Below are 19296 nucleotides of genomic sequence, written 5' to 3'. Positions count from 1 at the left end.
TATAAACTAAAATTTTCACTATTCATCCAGAGGTTAATTCTATAGAATAGTATCAAACACTTCATTCCCGATCCATTTAGTTGATATATTACATAACTATGGAATATATTGCAGGTTGCCAGTCACTAGCAGTCGGTAGGGATATAAAGAAATGGGGCTTCGCTGCCCATAAAAAGGGGGAGAACAATATGTTTCGTTTCAAGCAGTCGATCAGTCGCAGATTTACGCGTTTATTATTTGTAGTTCTATTACTCACATCTCTTTTGTTAAGTACCAGCTTCTATTTTATATCCACCAGTATTTTCAACAGCTATGTCATGCCACAAATCAATCAAATTCTAACTGCAGCTGCTCAGGACGTATATAAGAATATAAATACAATGCATGCTCAGCAAGCACTAAAGAAGAACGAACAAGCAGCCACCAATCTTGAATTCTATTTTCAGGATAAGAGAAAGCAGCATGGGGTTGAGACTATTTTTCTACTCAATCTAAAAGGCAAGGAAGCTGAGGTTCTGTCCGTAGATCATGATGCAAAATTAAAGCCGGATGAAATTGTTAAGGTATCCTCTGCAATGCAGCAAGCTCTTAAAGGAAAGAGTGGACTAAGCGATACATACAAGGACTCGCATGGTGTACATAAGTCAGCTTATATCGGAATTCCCGGAAGTACGATGGTTATCGGAATTAGCAGTGATGTAAGCTTTATTCAAGAAAAAACAGACAGCATTCTGTGGACCAGTGCCGGGATCACTCTGCTAACGCTGATTATAGGCTCAACTGGTGCCTGGTTTATGAGTATGCGGATTACTCGTCCTATCTCAAAGCTTGCAGCTTACAGTGCCCGTCTTGCAGAGGGAGATTTCACAGAGGAATTAACGGTTAAAGGCAGTGATGAGGTAGCCCAACTGTCCAGAAGCTTCCAAGCGATGACCCTGCGCCTAAAAGAAATGATTGGACATGTACTCGTCACCTCAAATACTGTGGTCACCGATTCCAATTCTTTAAGAGAACGTGTTGAGGTCTTAAATGAAATGGCAGACCACTCTAGTACATCTGTTGTAGAAATTGGTAAAGGTAGTACGACCATCGCGAGCAGCGCTCTAGATAATTCAAAAGCTATGGAAGAAATCAATTTCGGCATTCAGCATATTGCTTCAGCAGCCACCGAAGTCACTGAGCAGATCAGTGAAGCTTCCGCTGAAGCGATTGGCGGTAATGAGATTGCCCAAAGTGCCGTTCTGCAAATGCGCCATGTTGAACGTGCATCCCTGCAGTCGCTGGAGCAATTACAAGTTATGAATGAACGTTCAGTAATGATCGGAGAAGTCGTTCATAGTATTACTGAAATTACGAAGCAAATCCAAATGCTCTCGCTCAATGCTTCGATCGAAGCAGCACGTGCAGGAGAACATGGACGCGGCTTTGCCGTGGTTGCCGGAGAAGTACGCAAGCTTTCCGAACAATCCCGTAATGCGAATGAGCAGATTCGTGATTTCCTTCTCGGACTTCAGGAAGATATGAATCGCTCCGTTACTGAGATGAACCATGTGAATTCTGAGGTAGCCTCCGGGGTAGGCAAGGTGGCAGAAGCGGGCGATGCCTTCAATCACCTTCTGATTCTGATCCAAAGCATCAATCAGAATATTCAATCCGTATCTGCGGCGACGCAGCAAATCTCAGCAAGTACGGAAGAAGTGAGTGCTTCCGTCGAGGAAACCGCACAAATTACTTCAAGATCCCAAGAAAGTGCGGACACACTATCAGAGAACTCGGAGCGCCAACGTATAGAGCTTGAAGGACATGCAGTAACCGTGCAGCATCTATATGAGCAGGCTAAGAAGCTTCAGGAAGCTGTGCAACAATTTAAGATCTAAAGCTTAGGCTTAAATAAAAACAACCCGTTCACACGAAAGTGTTGAACGGGTTGTTTGGTTTAGTGTCTCGGCGCCCAAAGAATGACCGAAACGCCGATCACACAAATAACAGCACCAACCCAGTCATATACATCGGGTGTTTTCTTGTCAACTAGCCAGCCCCATAACACAGCGAGCACGATAAACACCCCACCGTAAGCTGCATACACTCTTCCGAAGGATGGAAACTTCTGCAACGTAGGAATAACGCCGTAGCTTATCAGAATCAAAGAGCCTACCAAGCCGTACCAAAGAGGTCTTGATTCTCTTAGCCATAACCATACTAAGTAACCGCCTCCGATCTCAGCAAGGCCGGCAATTACAAATAGTAGAATGGCAGCAACCATGTCATCCCTCTTTCCTATTGAACTCTAAAAATATCAAATCTTTCGCAAAATATGATATAACATCATCACGGTTAGTAAGTATGTGTACAAGCAAGATTCTGCTGGAACCACAGGCAGCATGAGAGTATAAAATCAGATTGAGCGAGCTGGCTACTATGCGTCACCCGCAGGAGCCACTCACATGAAATTGTGCTGGAGCAGCACTAATACTAGTAGGAGCACAGCCTCTAGCAGCTCATTCAGCGCGCCATACACATCGCCGGTGAGCCCGCCGAGCCGGCTGCTAATCCGCCGCGCAGCCACGGTGCCGCTGGCCAAGGCCGCAGCCGGCAGCAGTAACGCTGCCGCCAGATGCAGCGGCCACGCGGCTATGCCCGCGCCGAGCGCCAGAGGCGCACCGGCTGCGGCTAGCGAGAGCAGCGCGGCTATCGCCAGCGCGCGCCGCTCATGCGAGGGAGCGAGGCCGGCGAAGCTTGCGGCCAGCCCCTCGTTCCCGCGGGCAATGGGATAACGCACCATTGCCCGCACCATATACCAGCGGCTCCAGATCGCTGGCAGCAAGAGCAGTGGCAGCTCGTAATAGGCGTAGCCTTCGATTAATGCTGCCACTAAAGAGGCCTTTAACAGCAAGAGCAGCACGCAGGCGAGCACCCCCATCGCACCCACACGGCTATCCTTCATAATCTCCAGGATCCGTTCCCTCGGTCGGTAGCTTAGCAGACCATCTGCACTGTCCATCCAGCCATCAAGGTGCAGACCTCCGGTGAGTCCTACCCATAGAATGAGGGTAATGACAGCGGCTGGCCAAGCTGGTAAAATCATTCCCATCAAAGCTGCCCCAGCAGCTACGCAAAGTCCGATAACAGCACCCACCACGGGATAGAATATCACACTTCGGCGCAGCAGCTCAGGAGAAAATCCAGGGTCACTCTTTACAGGAAACCGGGACAAAAACTGAAAGGCAGCCGCGGCAGCATCTCTGCGCTCCCTCATAAACGATACTCCCTGCTCTTGAGTTCAATTGGAATGCCAGCAGTCACTAAAAAAACCTGCTCGCATTGCCGAGCAAGCAGCGCGTTCATACGTCCTGCCAGATCACGGTACAATCGGCCAAGCGCATACTCCGGAACAATACCGTCTCCAACCTCATTAGTGACCAAAATGAGGTTTCCTTGAAATGTGCGTACACTGTCTTCAAGTCTTGTAATCTCGCTCTCTATCAACTCTTGCCTATCCGTAAATCCTTCCATGGCTAGCAGTACATTCGATAACCACAACGTTAGACAATCTACGAGAACCGCCTTTTCACCAGATAAACGCTTAAGAAGATCTGGCAAATCATAAGGCTCCTCTAACGTCTCCCAAGCATATCCGCTTTGCGAGCGCTGTTGCTGATGCAGTGCAATCCGTTCATTCATTTCATCATCAAACGCTTGTCCGGTTGCAACATAGAAGGCCTGATCTGCCAGTGACGACATCAATTTTTCTGCAAAACCACTTTTCCCGCTACGCGCGCCTCCCGTTACAAGAATACTCATTGTTTCCCAGCTCCAGAGATGCCTGCACTTTCAAAGGTGGCCATTTCACTCAAAATGCGGCATATCGCCTCTATTAAATGAAGGGACAATACGCCTCCTGTTCCTTCACCCAAACGAAGACCCAGGTTAAACAACGGTTCAAGGCCAAGCTGCTCAAGCATCAGCTTATGTCCTTGTTCTCCTGATAGATGAGAGCCTATCATATAAGCAATGGATTCTGGCGCAAGCGCCTTCGCCACAAGAGCTGCTGCGCCCGAAATAAAACCATCCAAAATGACAGGCACCCTGGCAGCGGCTGCGCCAAGAATTAGACCAGTCAAACCGGCGATTTCCAGTCCCCCTACTTTGGACAATACATCCAGCGGATCTGCCGGACTCGGCTGATTCACCTTTAAGGCGCGTTCCACAACTGCAATCTTATGTAGTAGACGTTCATCATCAATTCCCGTTCCTCTTCCAACGGCTACTTCAGGTGGTATTCCTTTTAGAGCACACAGAATGGCTGCGCTAGCCGTTGTATTCCCAATGCCCATTTCACCTGTAATAAAAATCTCCGTCCCGTTCTCAATCGCTTCTTGTGCGACTCTTATCCCTACAAGTACAGCACTCATCGCTTCCTCACGGCTCATCGCAGGTCCCACAGCCATATTATCCGTTCCCCGGCGCACTTTACGATCAATCAGATCGTCATGACTAAGATCGCCGTTAACACCGATATCTACGAACTTTACCTCAGCCCCGGCTTGGCGTGCCAATACATTCACAGCCGCTCCTCCGCTGAGAAAATTATAGGCCATCTGCATTGTGACTTCCTGCGGAAATGCGCTAACTCCCTCGCAGCATACACCGTGATCGGCAGCCATTACAACAACCGTCCGTTTGGTGAAGCTAGGCTGCTCCGTACCCGAAATTCCAGCGAGCTTAACAGCCAGAGTCTCCAATTGTCCCAAACTTCCCGGCGGTTTGGTTAGAATATTCAGGCGGTGCTCCGCTTTCAGGAAAGACTGTTCATCAGCTGGTGTGATTCGTTTAATTACTTCTTGAATCGTTGAAATCATATTTTAGCCTCCAATTAAAGATATCCGTATCACCTATTCTATCTTATCTACACAGAAAAGCCCCCATCTATGATAGATGGGGACCACTAGAATTACAACTTCACTTTCATATATCCTTCGATTCTCTCCAGCGCTTCCGTCAATTTTTGTAGGGATGCTGCATAAGAGCAGCGAATATACCCTTCTCCACCCGCTCCAAACACATGCCCCGGAACCGCAGCAACACCAACCTCCTTGAGCAGTTGCAAAGCGAAATCCTCTGACTTCATTCCGGTATTAGCGATGGAAGGAAAGACATAAAATGCACCCTCTGGCTCGTGGCAAGGTAAACCAATAGATCGAAATCCACTAACCAGCAGCTTTCTTCGCTCATCAAAGCATCGTTTCATGTGGTCCTTATGCTCCATACCATTCCGCAGTGATTCAATGGCAGCGATTTGACCTAGTATCGGAGCACACATCGCAGTGTACTGATGGATTTTGAGCATCGCAGCAATTAATTCCTGATCACCACAAGCATAACCCACTCTCCAGCCAGTCATCGCAAAGGCTTTGGAGAAGCCACTAATGACAATCGTTCGTTCCAACATCCCAGGAAGGGAGGCAATACTGACATGCTGACTATCATAGGTTAGCTCGGCATAGATTTCATCTGAAATGACAAGTAAGTTATTCTCTTTTACAATCTGTGCAATGGGTAGCCAATCGTCGTAAGTCATTACTGCTCCTGTAGGATTAGTCGGAAAATTAACCATAAGAATCTTGGAACGCGGGGTAATCACCTGCCGCAACGCTTCAGGAATAAGTTTAAAACCCTGCTCGGCTGAAGATTCAACCTCTACCGTAATCCCACCGTTCAAATGAGTAATCGGCGAATACGCAATATAGCTCGGAGAAGGGACGATAATCTCATCCCCGGGTGTAATAAAGGCCCGCAGAGCCAAATCCACGGCTTCACTGCTTCCCACTGTAACCATAATCTCGTTAGTTGGCTCATAACGGAGATTGAAGCTTGTGTGCAGATAAGAGGCGATCTCTTCTCTAAGCTCCAACAAGCCGGAATTTGGTGTATACATCGTCTCCCCATTATTCAAAGCACGAATACAGGCAGCTCTTACATGCTCCGGTGTAACGAAATCAGGCTCGCCTACGCCAAGCGATATAATATCCTGATTCCCTGTACTTAGGTCAAAAAAAGCCCGAATCCCCGAGGGAGCAATCTCTCGCACACGTGGAGCAACCCATTCATTATGCATGGCTGTACACCTCTTCTTTTGGACTCTTTTCCGCCAGGGAAAGGGAAATAATTGCGTCCAGCAGTCCGCTGAAGGAGTAGCCTGCCGCTTGCGCGCTTTTGGGTAAAAGACTCGCCTTCGTCATTCCCGGTAATGTGTTCACCTCCAGCACATATGGAATACCATCCTTAATGAGCATATCCACCCTTGCATACACGCTGCATTTTAGTGCTTTGTAGCAAGTTAAGGCTGCATCACGTACTCGCTCATACACCTCAGCTGGTAGATCAATGACCCGTTCGTCTGCCCCACCATCTTCGTATTTCGCACTGTAATCGAACCACTCCGCATGCGCCGAGGTGATTCCCAAAACGGGCAGCATCTCTCCATTTAGAATAGAGCAAGTGATTTCCTGGCCTTGAATGTAGCTCTCGATCAGAATCGACTGATCACAAGCAAAAGCCTTCTGTACTGCGCTCAACAGCTCCTCGCTACTGCGCACCTTTTCCATACCGATACTCGAACCGCCTGCACATGGCTTCACCATAACAGGATACCCAATCCGCTCTACGGCTTCTTGAGAATAATCCTTCATACTATCCCAGCACAACCAATCCGCCGTGTTGACGCCTGAGCAGCGCATAAGCTTTTTGGAAAGATCTTTATCCATACAAATGCTGCTAGACAAAACGCTACTACCCGTATAAGGAATCCCCATCGTCTCCAGCGTCCCCTGAACCGTACCGTCCTCTCCGTAAGCTCCGTGGAGCGCAAGCAGCGCGATATCGATTCCTTTTGCCTGCTCAATAAGCTCTTCACGCTTGGTGATCACTATTGGAGTAACCTCATATTTATTGGGATCCAGATTCTTCAAAATCTCTCTACCGCTATTCATGGATACCTCATACTCTGAGGACACCCCGCCCATAATTACGCCTACCTTCATCTTCATCTCAAGCACCTCTTTATCCCATTAGTTGTCGTGCTGTTCTGCCAATAATCTCGATCCCCTTGCGGATATCCTCATCCGTCACTCTGGAGAAACCGATCCGTATCGTATTTTGACCTTTACCGTCTGTGAAGAATATATCTCCTGCTGTAAAAATAACCCCTTGTTCATGACAGGCCGCCAGCAGCGTCCTTGTATTAAAACCCTCCGCAAAGGTTACAAAAAGATGCAATCCGCCATCCCCTGATAACGCCGTATAAGGAATAAACTCCTTACAGCATTGCAGGGTTAATTCATATTTTCGTTTATATTCCGCTCTGGCTTTTTTCAAATACTTCTCTAAATGGCCACCTAATAAGTACTGATACAAAATGGATTGATCCAGCGTCGAGGTATGAATGGTGCGTGCGCGCTTGACGCTTTCGAGAGAATAGATCAGCTCCTGATCTGCCAGCACCCAGCCTACGCGTAGTCCCGGAAATAATACCTTTGAGAAGCTACCTAGATAGATCACGCTGTTGCCGCTCCCTGCTGCTGCGATAAGTGGGGCCACATGTGAGCCCGAATAGCGTAACTCCTCGTTAAAACCATCCTCGATCACTGGTATTTGGTACCGGTTCATCAGCTTCATTAGCCTCTGTCTTTTCTCGGGAGACATTACAATGCCGGTCGGATTATGATAAGAGGGGACAAAGTAGGCACAGTCAAAGGCTTGCTCCTGCAATGCCTTCTCCAGCTCAACCAGATCAATCCCATCACGCTCCATAGGAATCCCGGTGATCTCAAAGCCATTCAGCTTCAGATTTTTGATCGCCGTATGATGCGTTGGATTCTCACAGATGACCGAACCATTCTTTTTACTAAGTGCAGACAATACAATATCGAATCCCTCTGTAAAGCCATTGGTGATCAATATATCCTTGCCTTTCATTTCAACGCCTTTGTGCTCCATGTACTGCTTCAAATAGTCTATTAAAGGCTTATACCCTTTGGCATATCCATAATTTAGTAAGACGTTGCCTTCCACCGACATACGATCCATAAAGGAGCGTTTCACATTATCTAGATCAAAAAGACTCTCATCAGGCGCGATGCTCGTGAAGGAGATCGTCCCCTTCTCCGCTCGTATACCGCGCTTCATGATATCCAGTTCCTCCGCCAGCCGCGCATGATCATTGATACGCGTCTTCCAGTCCATCGTCCAGGAAGAGATTGTTTCACTGCCGGGAGGTGTAGGTGCCACATAACTTCCCTGACCCTGCACAGCATACGCGAATCCATCATCCTCAAGCTCTGCATAAGCAGAGATTACTGAGTTACGGCTAACCTTAAGCAATGTGCTGAGCTCTCGTGTGGAGGGCAGCTTTTGATTGCCTTGCAGACCGCCTTTTATGATTAAGTGCTTCATATAGTCTTTAATTTGTATATACACCGGCCGTCCGGCTATGAGCTTAAAATCCTTAAACATCTGTTTGGTCGCCTCCATAGCTATCATGGCATAATCAGGCGCTTAAAAAAAGAACCACAGCCAAGGGATTTTTTCCGGCTGTGGTTCTATGAGAGGACAAATGCCCAAAAAATCAAGTTACAGATCTATGCTTCAATCACAAGCTCCCCTTCTCCAGCAGGAATCTCAAAACCATTTAAAAACCGGGTTAATATGTCCTCAGTAATCGGAAATGCGGCATTGGCGTCAAAACGTTCACTCCGGATAAGCAGTCTCTGACGCAATTCATTCGGCTGAACCTTTAAGTGAATCAGTTCCCACACGCCACCATAACTCTCAATGAGCTGCTTGTAATCGTTCCGTCTCTGACGTTGCCAGAAGCTGAAATCGATAACAACATGATGTTTTGCCTGAAGCAGATTCACCAGCTCCCCCCGCAGCTTTATCTCCGACTCTTCTTTATAAGACTCATAATCCTGCTCTGGATAATCCACCCCGAAACGGCCGTGAGTAGCCCAGATGTCCTCATCTATCGAGAGCCGTGCGAATCCTTCTTTCTCTAACTTTTGAGCAAAGGTCGTTTTACCCGACCCTGCCACACCGCACATCATCACTACGATGGAAACAACACTCGTACGCTTTTGCTGAAGCAATTTTTCAATAACCAACTTTTCGCTCAGCATTATAAATGCATCTCCCTTCCACTTGATGGTATACTCATCGTTACAAAATACTTTCTTAAGGGATTGTGATAAGGATATGGTGAAATCAGTCCAGCAGACCTCCTAAAATGAAAAATGAAATAATTTTAGGAGGTCATAATAAATGATTTTTAACCCGATTGTCATTGATAACTGGAGTAGAAAACCCTATTTTGAACATTATTTAAACAATGTCAGATGTACCTACAGCATGACCGCAAATATTGATATCACCCTTCTACTGTCAGAGCTTAAGCATAAGGGGATTAAGCTGTACCCGGCACTAATCCACATGATAACTACGGTGGTGAACTGTCATAGTGAATTCCGCACATGCTTTGATTCTGAAGGTAGATTAGGTTATTGGGATAGCTTGTCACCTAGTTTTACAATTTTCCATGATAATGATAAAACTTTCTCAAGCATCTGGACTTCGTACGGTGAAAAGTTTAATGATTTCTATAACCGTTATCTCGATGATATGAAAATGTACGGAAGCGTGAAACAATTTATCGCTAAAGCAAACGAACCACCGAACACCTTCCCTATCTCTAGCATTCCATGGGTCAGCTTCACGGGCTTTAACCTGAACGTGTATAACGAAGGAACCTACCTACTTCCCATCTTTACGATAGGGAAATATTTTCAGCAAGACAAAAAAATACTATTGCCATTATCAGGACAATTCCACCATGCCGTTTGCGACGGCTACCATGCCAGCTTGCTGTATAATGAATTGCAATCACGTGCAGATACCTATAAGGAATGGTTACCTACCATCTAATTATCCACTTTATTCTGCTGAGGGCGAACGATAGTTTAAACATAAAGGGTTCCACATATAGATATGGCTAATATGTGGAACCTTTTTTTTATTTGATTTTCTCATCAATCTCCCGAAATATCTGCCGACCATTGCCCGTTCTGCCAAACTAGCCTGAGTACCATTGCTGTTCCCGGAGAAGGTGCAACTGCGCTGTAGAATGTGACACCAGGAATTAACTGTGCAAGGAAATTCCGAATAACACCACCATGTGTGACTACCAAAACCCTGCTTGTTATTGCCTCAGCCTTTTTTTCACTAATTGCAGCCTGCACAAATATATCCTCAGCCGCTCGCCCCAGATCTGACAGGAAGCTACGCAACCGTTCGTCAAACTGCGCCCATGTTTCACCATCCGGTGGTGTAACTGTGGAAGGATTATCAATCCAGCTTCTATACAGTGAGTTATCCTTCAATTCCTCATAAGTACAGCCTTCGAAAGCACCAAAATTCATTTCACGCAGGCGCGGATCGTAGACAGCCACCTTCTCTAAAGAAGGTGAAATGTAAGATAGAGTCTCTCGACATCTAAGCAAATCACTGCAAAATACACACCAAAAATCATTCGATAATTCAGACTGCTGCTTAATCTGAGATAGCTGCTCTACTGCACTAGATAGCAATGAGAGATCCGTATGTCCTAAGTAACGATGCTCAGCATTCCACTGAGTTTGCCCGTGGCGGACAAGTACTAATTCTAGCTCTATAGAAGGAAACGCCATGTCTAGCATTAGCCCCCGATCCATATCCATGCCACAACTGTGCATAAGCCTACAAAAATTGAAGAGGAGAGCATCATCATCCGCGAGGTCTGAATAATATCGTCCGGCTCCATAGATCGTACCGGATCACCCATGTAGGACCGGAAAGAAGCCACACCATGGTACACGTTTTCGCCACCGAGCCGGATACCGAGGGCGCCTGCAACAGCGGATTCTGGATAGCCGCTATTCGGGCTTGGATGGAGTCGTGCATCCCGCTTCACCATCTGCAGGCATCTCCGCCAATCCAGACGAAGCACCCATGCACACAGAGCCAAGAGCAGTGCCGTTATCCGCGCTGGAATAAAGTTGGCGACATCATCTAGCCGAGCGGATGCCCAGCCGAGATCACGGTATTTATCATTCTTATATCCCACCATGGAATCGAGCGTGTTGACTGCCCGATAAGCCATAGCAAGCGGCGCGCCACCGATGAGCGCATAGAACAATGGAGAAATAATCGCATCGACGATATTCTCTGCTACAGTCTCTACCGTGCCGCGCACAATTTCCGGGGAATCTAGCGAAGTCGTATCACGCCCCACGATCATTCCTAACGCCTTGCGGGCAGCAGGGATATCGCCCTTCTGCAATTCCACGTACACCGCCATTCCTGCATCCTTTAGTCCCTTGGAGGCAATCGTGGTTGAAATCAACCAAGCCTCCGCTATCCAGACGAGCCACGGTGAGATATATGACAGCAGCCATAGCAGAATGGCTGTCAGTGCCCAAGCACCACCCGCCACAAATAGCGGAAGTAGCACCCCTGCTCTGCGCAGGCTTTGCGGGTGGGACCATAAACGACGGATCGCCCGCTCCAGAGCCGTGATTGCTTTGCCCATACCGATTACGGGATGGGGCAAGCTACGCGGATCACCTACGATCCGATCAATTACATAAGCCGCAAGCAGTACTAAAGCGATTGTCACAGGCGATCACCTCTGAACATTCTCCAGCAATTCCAGCTACCTATTCTCATTAGCTGTCCTTCCTTGCCTGAACCGATAGCAAACTTCCTGTCACAGCGCTATATACAAGACGCCCGATTGCGCCCCCAAGATTGGTAGCGGTTCCTGCGTAAACATGCTCTGCCTTGTATCGCCCACTTTGGCTCACAGCGAGCACTATCGCATCCGTAGTTGTTCCGGTAGCGATCAGCCCATTCTCGGGATCGATAATCCCGAGATCGGCCAGAGCAGCAGCTTTGGCTTCGACAGCTGTCTGCACAGCATTGACCATGGCCGCCGGTGTCAGGCAGCCATCAATACCTAGCATTATGTTAATCGTACCCGGGCGATAAACAGCCAGCACATTGCGTTCCACACCCGCGCGCGCAGCATTTCCTGCGGCGGCAGTAACGCAAACAAAAATACCCGCTGAGCCTGTGTCTTCCTCAGCTACCGCTGCATGCTCTAGCGGTACTGCCGTCATCAGACCGGCACAGCCAGACATTGAATAACCCCACTCGCGGAGCTTATTCTCCATATCCTGAACAGGATCACTACATTCATAATTGCGGTCAACATATAAATTGACGGCCCTCTCTAGCCGATTCATTCCTCCACCATAGAACGCACTCGATAAACCATCTGCTTCAGCAGGTAGCTCTAGTAGCAGATGGTTTCCCTTCCACTGTAAAGCAAGCCCTGGCCAGATGGCCGAATGGTACTCTTTTACGCCTCCTGCGAGGTCAAATGGGATCTTCACTTGCACCATATCTCGATCCTGCTCCTTCCACAGCACATTACTTTTATCTATTCATCCAACCAGCTTCGCGGTCGCGCCTGCTCTTCCCCAGCCGCCTACACTACGCAGGTCACTTATCCGCCAGAATTTCCTTTATCTGTTTTAGCAGCCGGACATTATCCTCATGCCCCTTAACGGCTACTCGGATATGCTCGCCTCCTAGACCGGGGTACATAGCGCAGCTGCGCACCAGTATACCGACACGCCCAAGACGGGTCTGCATCTCAGCCGCACTCCACGGCGAAGGCAGGCCACAAAGCAGAAAGTTGGCTTCGCCTGGCGGCACATCGCAGCCTAGCTGCATAAGGCCTTGCCGCAGCAGCTCCCGTTCAGTGGCGATCAGTTCGCGTGTGCGATGTCCATACTCGTGCCCACACTCAAGGCAGGCTTCGCCCGCCAGCAGCGCCAAACCATTCACGCTCCAGGTAACCTGCTTTCCGGTCATCGCCTTTGCCAGCTCCGGATGCGAAATGGCAAACCCGAGACGCAGTCCGGGAATCGCATAAAATTTCGTCATCGACCGCACCAAAATCGTATGCGGAAACTGATCCAGATCGGGCAAAAGCGTATTTTGTTCTGCTTCTGGAATAAAATCAATAAAGGCTTCATCCACAGCCAAATACGTCCCGTAGCTTTCAGCCTTCTGCGCTAACCAGCGCAGCTCATCCATAGTATACTGAACGCCATTAGGGTTGTTCGGCTGTCCAAGGAACAGCAGCTCAACCTTCTCCAGCAGCCCGGCAATCTCATTCACCCCAGCTCGGAAGTGCAGTTCCCTTGTCCCCTGAACAGATAACACTTCTGCGCCGAATTGCACAGACAGCTGCCGGTACTCAGAGAAACAAGGTTCTACGATGCCTACCTTTTGCGGAGCAATCGCAAGCAGCAACAATGCCATAGATTCTGCGGCTCCATTGCCTACTGTCAACCAACTACTATGTACACCAAGGTCCTCTGCCAGCAGACTTTTGAAGCGTCGATGTCCAGGGTCAGGGTAGGCAACCACCGTAGACAACGCTGTTCTAAGTAGCTCTAAGACGGCTGGCGGAGGCCCGAGAGGATTGATGTTTGCACTGAAATCAAGAAATGTGCCACCAGCCTCCTTATAAAGTTCCGCAGCTGTTAGCAAATCACCGCCATGGCCGTATTTTTCAAGCATATTTACACTCCCTCTATCCACTTTCGCTTGTTCGATATGTATCTCATTGCCACCATTATTGCGTCTTTGCCGGGAATACGTCAATGCTCACTAAAGGAATCACCTGTACGAATAAAGAAGATGCTATGCCGAATACGAAAAAAAGAAGTCAACCATTTCGTTGGTCGACCTCTAATTTTTTTCTATTGCGCGGTCAAAATTTGTGGACCTTCAGCCGTAATGGCGATCGTATGCTCGTATTGGGCGGCGAGCTTGTTGTCCATTGTCCGTGCGGTCCAGCCGTCCGGATCGATTGTCATGAAGTAGGCACCTTCGGTGATCATGGGCTCAATCGTGAACACCATACCTTCCTTGATACGGGGGCCTTTTCCAGGCTTACCGACATGCATATAAGTCGGCTCCTCGTGCAGGTCACGGCCGATGCCATGAGCGAGAAGATCACGCACGACGCCGAAACCGTGTGATTCCGCATGCCGCTGAATCGCACTCGTAACGTCGCCGAGTCGATTGCCGGGCTGAGCCTGCTCGATGCCCAGGTCAAGACATTCCTTCGTGACACGCATCAACTTCTCGGCCGTCGGCGAGATCTGCCCGACCGCATAAGTCCAGGCCGAATCGCCGAGCCAGCCATCGAGCTCAGCGACCGTGTCGATCGTCACGATATCGCCTTCCTCAAGTGGCTTATTGCTAGGGAAGCCATGCGCGATTACATCGTTGGCGGAGGCACAGGTCGCATATTGATAGCCCCTATAACCTTTCTGGTATGGCTTTGCGCCGTTCTTCAACATAATGTCCTCGAATATGCGCTCAATCTCGTTGGTGGTAATACCCGGTTTGATAAGCGGGGCGATTGTACGATGACATTCAGCCACCACTTGGCATGCCTTGCGGATAGCCTCAATTTCATGCTTGCTTTTTAAAATGACCATGTTCGTATCAGGCCTCCTTCGTAATAGCTTGGATAGCGAGTCGGGCGATTCGATCGACGTTCAGATCGGAATTGCCCGCATAGTAGTGCAGCCCACAGCAACCGACCAGCACGGCAAGCATATGGTCGACGCTATCGTCTTCGCACTGGGCGATCGATTGGAGTGGAACGTACAGGCGTTCCATAAACCGTCTCTTGGCATTTTGTCGATCCCTTTCAGACAAGCCTACATAATGTTCCGCCGCCATTTTGTAGACGAGATATGCGCGGGCGTCCGACTGCCACAGCTGGAGCAGCGCTTTACAATACATCAACAACTGCCAGTCATCCGGTGGGCTGCCGCTGATGTTCACCCATTTTGCGATAACTTGTTCACATCGCTCGAAGCCGCTTTCTAACACATCTTCTATTAATAAATGTCGATTGGGATAATAATGGTATACTGTGCCGTAACCAAGACCTGCCTCGCGGGCGACGTCGCGAATATCAAAGCTGCCTCCCGTGCGAAAGTAGGAGCGCGCGGCGACGTCCAGGATCTGTTCTTTGCGCTGTATGCGTATGAGCTCATTTTGTTCTTTGGTACGGGGGCACATAGCGTGTAACCTCCTTATTTAGACCTGCAAATTTGTCAATATAAAAATAGTAACCCATGGGCTGAAGAAATGCAAAAGATTTGTTGATTTCCGATAAAATGAAGTACTGAACAATAAGACTGGGCGCTGGAAATTCTTCAATTTAAAAATCGCATTAATTCAACGAATCCAGTCTAATACTTTATTTCCACCGAAACACGAAGCGATCTCTTTTGTTAAAAAACTGCTTTTGGTTTAAAATGAGAACTGTAATCAATTTTGCTGCAACGGAGGAATTCACTATGATTTTTATTGATAACACAGGGATCACTGACGCTTCCATCAATTTGGCGATTGAGGAATATGCGCTGAAACACTTGCCGATGGACGAGAGTTACCTGCTTTTTTATATTAACAGCCCATCTATCATCATCGGTAAACATCAAAATACGATTGAAGAAATCAATCAAGAATATGTTAAAGAGAATGATATTAAGGTTGTGCGGCGTTTGTCCGGCGGTGGAGCTGTCTATCACGATCTCGGAAATCTTAACTTCAGCTTCATTACTAAGGACGACGGCCAATCCTTCCATAACTTCCTGAAATTCACCCAGCCGGTGATCGACTACTTACAAAGCATGGGTGTAAACGCTGAGCTTAGTGGACGGAATGATCTTCAAGTCGGCGAACAAAAAATTTCCGGAAACGCTCAATTCTCCACACGTGGACGCATGTTCAGCCATGGCACACTGATGTTTGACCTCAATTTGGACAATGTACAAGCCTCTCTAAAAGTAAATCCAGAGAAGTTCAAATCGAAGAGCACCAAATCCGTACGTAGTCGCGTAGCCAACATCAAAGAGCTGCTAGGTACAGACATGACCATTGAAGAGTTCCGCTCCGGTCTCCTACGTTCGATCTTTGGCATGGAGCCATCCGAGGTCCCTCAGTATAAGCTTCAGGAAGCAGACTGGGACAAAATCCACGAAATTTCCAAAGAGCACTACCAGAACTGGGACTGGAACTACGGTCTGTCACCAAAAAGCAACGTCAAACACACACGTAAATTCCCTGCTGGAATTATTGATATTCGTATGGATATTGAGGATTCCCTCATTAAGGACATCAAAATCTATGGTGACTTCTTTGGGGTTGGTGACGTAGTAGATATTGAAAATGCACTTCGTGGCAAACGTTATAATGAGGCAGAGGTTAGAGAAGCATTAGCTGATCTGGATTTGAAGCATTATTTCGGACGTATTGAGCCGGAGGACTTTATCGGACTGGTTTTCTTAGAGGAATAGTTATACAAAAACTAAAGGGGCCTGCTTATCCTCTGCGCAATTTGCGTAAAGAATAGACAAGCCCCTCTTTCATATTCATTTTAGTTCAAGGAGAAAGTATAAATACATAGACAACGAACGCTAGAGTCAGCATGATGCAGATGTTCTCTACGGCTCCACCTTTTTTCGTGCCTGTACTCATTAGCTTGAGACGCAGCTTAAAGGGGATTGGCGGCAATGGTGTAATTCCTCTTTGAGTAAGGGAGTCTGCCAGTAGATGAAGTGCATACGACATACCGCCAGCTATCCATAAACTGCCACCGTTATTTATACCGGCTGAGGCGAAATACAATAAGGCGCTCCAGCCCGCAACACCATACAAGGTATGTGTCAGGCCTCGGTGTGGGACAATCGATGAAACGACGAGCACGCACGCTGCAATGTAGTTCCATGGATCATAGGCTTCCCCGAAGGCAAAAAGTGCTATGGCGATTAAAATCATGACCAAATGGCGCAGCTTTCGGCTTGGAAGGAATGATACACTACCTACAAGCAATGCCAGCACCATATTCCAAGGGCGTTCCACGATTCCGGCAAAATAGAGATAAATTGCCGCGCCTATCAAAGCAATTTGCAGCGCTCTCAATAGAAACTCTGGAATCGCCTTGCGCACGAGCAGCGAATTCGGTTCATCGATATCAGGCAGCAAGGAGCTTAATGCCGTGACAGCAATAACCGGAATCGTAATCTCATGGTTCATCAAACTCATTACAGATAGGGTAACCCCAGTGCTGATTATTAAATGGGATCTGCCCATCATGGTGAAACCGCTCCTTTCTAAGATGCGAAAAACAAGAACAAATGTGCGGTTATCGAAGTATATCAAGACCCTGTTTTTTTGTCTAGCCTAATCCCTTTAATCCCTTTAATTATAAGCCTTTGAGCGATTCCTATCTTGTCCTCCCCATGAATATACGATACAATTTGGACAACTTGACCTTGTCGTTCTTACAAGGACGGCATTTGCCGAAGAGAGGATGACCTTAGAAGTGAAGCGTTCCCGTATGGCCGATTTCAGCCTGCTACTTGTGGCGATGATGTGGGGATGCACCTTTCTGATTGTTCAAAATGCTGTCAAAGTGCTCCCTCCGCTCGCGTTTAACAGCATCCGCTTTACAGGTGCTGCCCTGTTGCTGGCTCTAATCACTTTTATTTTTTACCGCAAGGAGTGGAAGCAGTTAAGCTTCCGCATGGTACGCGATTCTCTGCTGCTAGGCCTTTTTTTGTTTATGGGCTATGGCTTCCAGACCATGGGACTTCTATATACAACCACCTCCAATACCGGATTTATTACCGGTCTATCGGTCGTATTGGTTCCGTTTCTCTCTCTGGCGCTACTAAAGCATGCTATTTCACGTTACACTTGGTTCAGCGCGGCGCTTGCCGCAGTAGGTCTTTACCTGCTGACCTTCACAGGCTCTGCTTTGTCCCTGAATAAAGGTGATGCTCTTATCCTGCTATGCGCCATAGCTTTTGCGCTGCAAGTCGCATATACTGGCGTTTATGCGCCTCATTATCCGGCTTTGCCGCTGGCAACCTTGCAGCTCGCCTTCGTTGGACTGTTCAGCATTGTCGCTTCGCTTATCTTTGAAGGAGCTGCACCGCTGGCACACAGCGCAGAGCTTATCAAGGATCCAGACGTTCTCTGGGCACTTTTAATCTCTATTGGTCCTACCAGCGCTTTTGCTTTCTGGATTCAAACCGCCTGCCAGAAATACACTACGCCTTCCCGGGTAGCCATTATTTATGCCACAGAACCTGTATTCGCTGTGCTGACAGGCTTAGCCTTTGGGGGAGAAACGCTTGGTATGTCCGCTCTGCTCGGTTGTGGTTGTATTCTGGGAGCTATGCTTATGGCAGAGCTGAGTCCGGAACCGGGTCAGAATCAACATAAGAAGAATTATTTTTCCAAATTACATTTATTTAGAAAGAGATAAGGAGAGAGACAAATGTACAAATTGATCGCAATTGATATTGATGACACTCTAATTAACGATGACAAGGAAGTAACTCCCGCTACACAGACTGCGCTTGAAGAGGCTGTAGCCGCTGGCGTTGTTGTAACCCTAGCTACTGGCCGAGCTTATGCTTCTGCGCAAGCCATTGCCCGTCAAACTGGACTTAACGTGCCAATCATCACTTACCAAGGCGCTCTCGTTAAGAACTTGCTCGATGAAAAGGTACTATATGAGCGTTACGTGCCACAAGATGCGGTACACAAGCTGTTCACTTACTGCGTGGAGCATAATCTGCATTTGCAAACTTACATTGACGACAAGCTGTATGCCCGTGAAGACAACCAGAAGATCAAAGATTATACAGACCTGAACAAAACGCCATATTATATTGAACCAGATTGGGAGAAGCTTGTTCCACAAAAAACACCAAAAATGCTGATTATCGATGATCCTGCATTCTTGGATGAGCTGGCTCCAATTCTACGTGAATTGCTCGGCGATTCCGTGCATATTACCAAATCCAAACCACAATTCCTAGAAATCATGCATCATGAAGGAACCAAGGGAATTGCGCTTGAATTCCTAGCCAATCATTTTGGTTGTGATCTCTCCGAGACTATGGCTATGGGTGACTCTTGGAACGACCATGAGATGCTGGAAGCTGCCGGTCTTGGCGTTGCTATGGCGAACGCTATTCCTGCGCTGAAAGAAATTGCTGATTTCGTAACCCTGAGCAACAATGAAGATGGCGTAAAATACGCGATTGATAAATTCATTCTCAATAAAGTGAACTAAATCGGCTGAACTTAATAGTT

General features: G+C 47.7%; 20 protein-coding genes. 5 read left to right on the top strand and 15 right to left on the bottom strand.

All coding sequences use genetic code 11. The features are described from left to right. Positions 1–188 precede the first annotated feature (188 nt). Positions 189–1877, top strand: a complete 1689-nt coding sequence (locus ACWNM1_RS15470) for a methyl-accepting chemotaxis protein (protein WP_449601637.1) — start codon at positions 189–191, stop codon at positions 1875–1877. Between the two features lie 59 nt (positions 1878–1936). Here the strand turns inward: ACWNM1_RS15470 and ACWNM1_RS15465 are convergent, their stop codons facing one another. From ACWNM1_RS15465 to ACWNM1_RS15430, 8 genes are all read right to left on the bottom strand, one after another. Further along, positions 1937–2263: a YnfA family protein gene (locus tag ACWNM1_RS15465; RefSeq protein ID WP_449601636.1), complete on the bottom strand. Its 327-nt coding sequence runs from the start codon at positions 2261–2263 to the stop codon at positions 1937–1939. Between the two features lie 177 nt (positions 2264–2440). After that, positions 2441–3256 carry an adenosylcobinamide-GDP ribazoletransferase gene (cobS, locus tag ACWNM1_RS15460; RefSeq protein WP_449601634.1) on the bottom strand — a complete coding sequence of 272 codons (816 nt, stop codon included), beginning with the start codon at positions 3254–3256 and terminating at the stop codon, positions 2441–2443. After that, a complete protein-coding gene (cobU, locus tag ACWNM1_RS15455; RefSeq protein ID WP_076284100.1) occupies positions 3253–3801 on the bottom strand; it encodes a bifunctional adenosylcobinamide kinase/adenosylcobinamide-phosphate guanylyltransferase in 549 nt (182 codons plus the stop codon). Before cobU ends, cobS begins: the two co-directional genes overlap by 4 nt. Next, positions 3798–4859, bottom strand: coding sequence for a nicotinate-nucleotide--dimethylbenzimidazole phosphoribosyltransferase (cobT, locus tag ACWNM1_RS15450; RefSeq protein WP_449601632.1), 1062 nt, complete (start codon positions 4857–4859; stop codon positions 3798–3800). Before cobT ends, cobU begins: the two co-directional genes overlap by 4 nt. A gap of 92 nt (positions 4860–4951) precedes the next feature. Next, positions 4952–6115, bottom strand: coding sequence for an aminotransferase class I/II-fold pyridoxal phosphate-dependent enzyme (locus ACWNM1_RS15445; protein ID WP_449601631.1), 1164 nt, complete (start codon positions 6113–6115; stop codon positions 4952–4954). Next, a complete protein-coding gene (locus tag ACWNM1_RS15440) occupies positions 6108–7040 on the bottom strand; it encodes a D-alanine--D-alanine ligase (RefSeq protein ID WP_449601641.1) in 933 nt (310 codons plus the stop codon). The genes ACWNM1_RS15445 and ACWNM1_RS15440 overlap by 8 nt, the downstream gene beginning before the upstream one ends. Before the next feature lie 19 nt (positions 7041–7059). Then, positions 7060–8511, bottom strand: a complete 1452-nt coding sequence (pdxR, locus tag ACWNM1_RS15435; RefSeq protein ID WP_449601630.1) for a MocR-like pyridoxine biosynthesis transcription factor PdxR — start codon at positions 8509–8511, stop codon at positions 7060–7062. Between the two features lie 125 nt (positions 8512–8636). Continuing rightward, complete coding sequence (locus ACWNM1_RS15430) at positions 8637–9173, bottom strand: AAA family ATPase (RefSeq protein ID WP_449601629.1); 537 nt, start codon at positions 9171–9173, stop codon at positions 8637–8639. A gap of 142 nt (positions 9174–9315) precedes the next feature. Here ACWNM1_RS15430 and catA point away from each other — a divergent pair, with 142 nt between their 5' ends. After that, on the top strand, positions 9316–9975 hold the full coding sequence (catA, locus tag ACWNM1_RS15425; protein ID WP_449601628.1) for a type A chloramphenicol O-acetyltransferase: 660 nt from the start codon (positions 9316–9318) through the stop codon (positions 9973–9975). Positions 9976–10079: 104 nt separating this feature from the next. On the opposite strand, the gene ACWNM1_RS15420 is transcribed toward catA, so the two are convergent. The 6 genes from ACWNM1_RS15420 to ACWNM1_RS15395 form a co-directional block, all read right to left on the bottom strand. After that, entirely contained in the window at positions 10080–10736 is a 657-nt protein-coding gene (locus ACWNM1_RS15420; RefSeq protein WP_449601627.1) for a histidine phosphatase family protein, read from the bottom strand. A gap of 8 nt (positions 10737–10744) precedes the next feature. Continuing rightward, positions 10745–11704: an adenosylcobinamide-phosphate synthase CbiB gene (gene cbiB, locus ACWNM1_RS15415; protein ID WP_449601626.1), complete on the bottom strand. Its 960-nt coding sequence runs from the start codon at positions 11702–11704 to the stop codon at positions 10745–10747. 49 nt (positions 11705–11753) lie between these two features. Continuing rightward, positions 11754–12491, bottom strand: coding sequence for an adenosylcobinamide amidohydrolase (locus tag ACWNM1_RS15410; protein ID WP_449601625.1), 738 nt, complete (start codon positions 12489–12491; stop codon positions 11754–11756). A gap of 100 nt (positions 12492–12591) precedes the next feature. Beyond that, entirely contained in the window at positions 12592–13680 is a 1089-nt protein-coding gene (locus ACWNM1_RS15405; RefSeq protein ID WP_449601624.1) for a pyridoxal phosphate-dependent aminotransferase, read from the bottom strand. A 182-nt stretch (positions 13681–13862) separates the two neighbouring features. Further along, positions 13863–14609 carry a type I methionyl aminopeptidase gene (gene map / locus ACWNM1_RS15400; RefSeq protein WP_449601622.1) on the bottom strand — a complete coding sequence of 249 codons (747 nt, stop codon included), beginning with the start codon at positions 14607–14609 and terminating at the stop codon, positions 13863–13865. Positions 14610–14616: 7 nt separating this feature from the next. Continuing rightward, positions 14617–15201 carry a TetR/AcrR family transcriptional regulator gene (locus ACWNM1_RS15395; protein ID WP_449601620.1) on the bottom strand — a complete coding sequence of 195 codons (585 nt, stop codon included), beginning with the start codon at positions 15199–15201 and terminating at the stop codon, positions 14617–14619. A gap of 281 nt (positions 15202–15482) precedes the next feature. Here ACWNM1_RS15395 and ACWNM1_RS15390 point away from each other — a divergent pair, with 281 nt between their 5' ends. Beyond that, entirely contained in the window at positions 15483–16484 is a 1002-nt protein-coding gene (locus ACWNM1_RS15390; RefSeq protein WP_449601618.1) for a lipoate--protein ligase, read from the top strand. 85 nt (positions 16485–16569) lie between these two features. On the opposite strand, the gene ACWNM1_RS15385 is transcribed toward ACWNM1_RS15390, so the two are convergent. Then, on the bottom strand, positions 16570–17283 hold the full coding sequence (locus tag ACWNM1_RS15385) for a metal-dependent hydrolase (RefSeq protein WP_449601616.1): 714 nt from the start codon (positions 17281–17283) through the stop codon (positions 16570–16572). A gap of 229 nt (positions 17284–17512) precedes the next feature. On the opposite strand from ACWNM1_RS15385, the gene ACWNM1_RS15380 reads away from it, so the two are divergent. Then, positions 17513–18460, top strand: coding sequence for a DMT family transporter (locus tag ACWNM1_RS15380; protein ID WP_076284092.1), 948 nt, complete (start codon positions 17513–17515; stop codon positions 18458–18460). A 12-nt stretch (positions 18461–18472) separates the two neighbouring features. Next, complete coding sequence (locus tag ACWNM1_RS15375; protein ID WP_042124947.1) at positions 18473–19276, top strand: Cof-type HAD-IIB family hydrolase; 804 nt, start codon at positions 18473–18475, stop codon at positions 19274–19276. The last annotated feature ends 20 nt before the right edge of the window (positions 19277–19296 follow it).

It is taken from the genome of Paenibacillus sp. Marseille-Q9583 (assembly GCF_976954365.1).
This window is presented reverse-complemented; position numbering and strand designations above follow the sequence as displayed.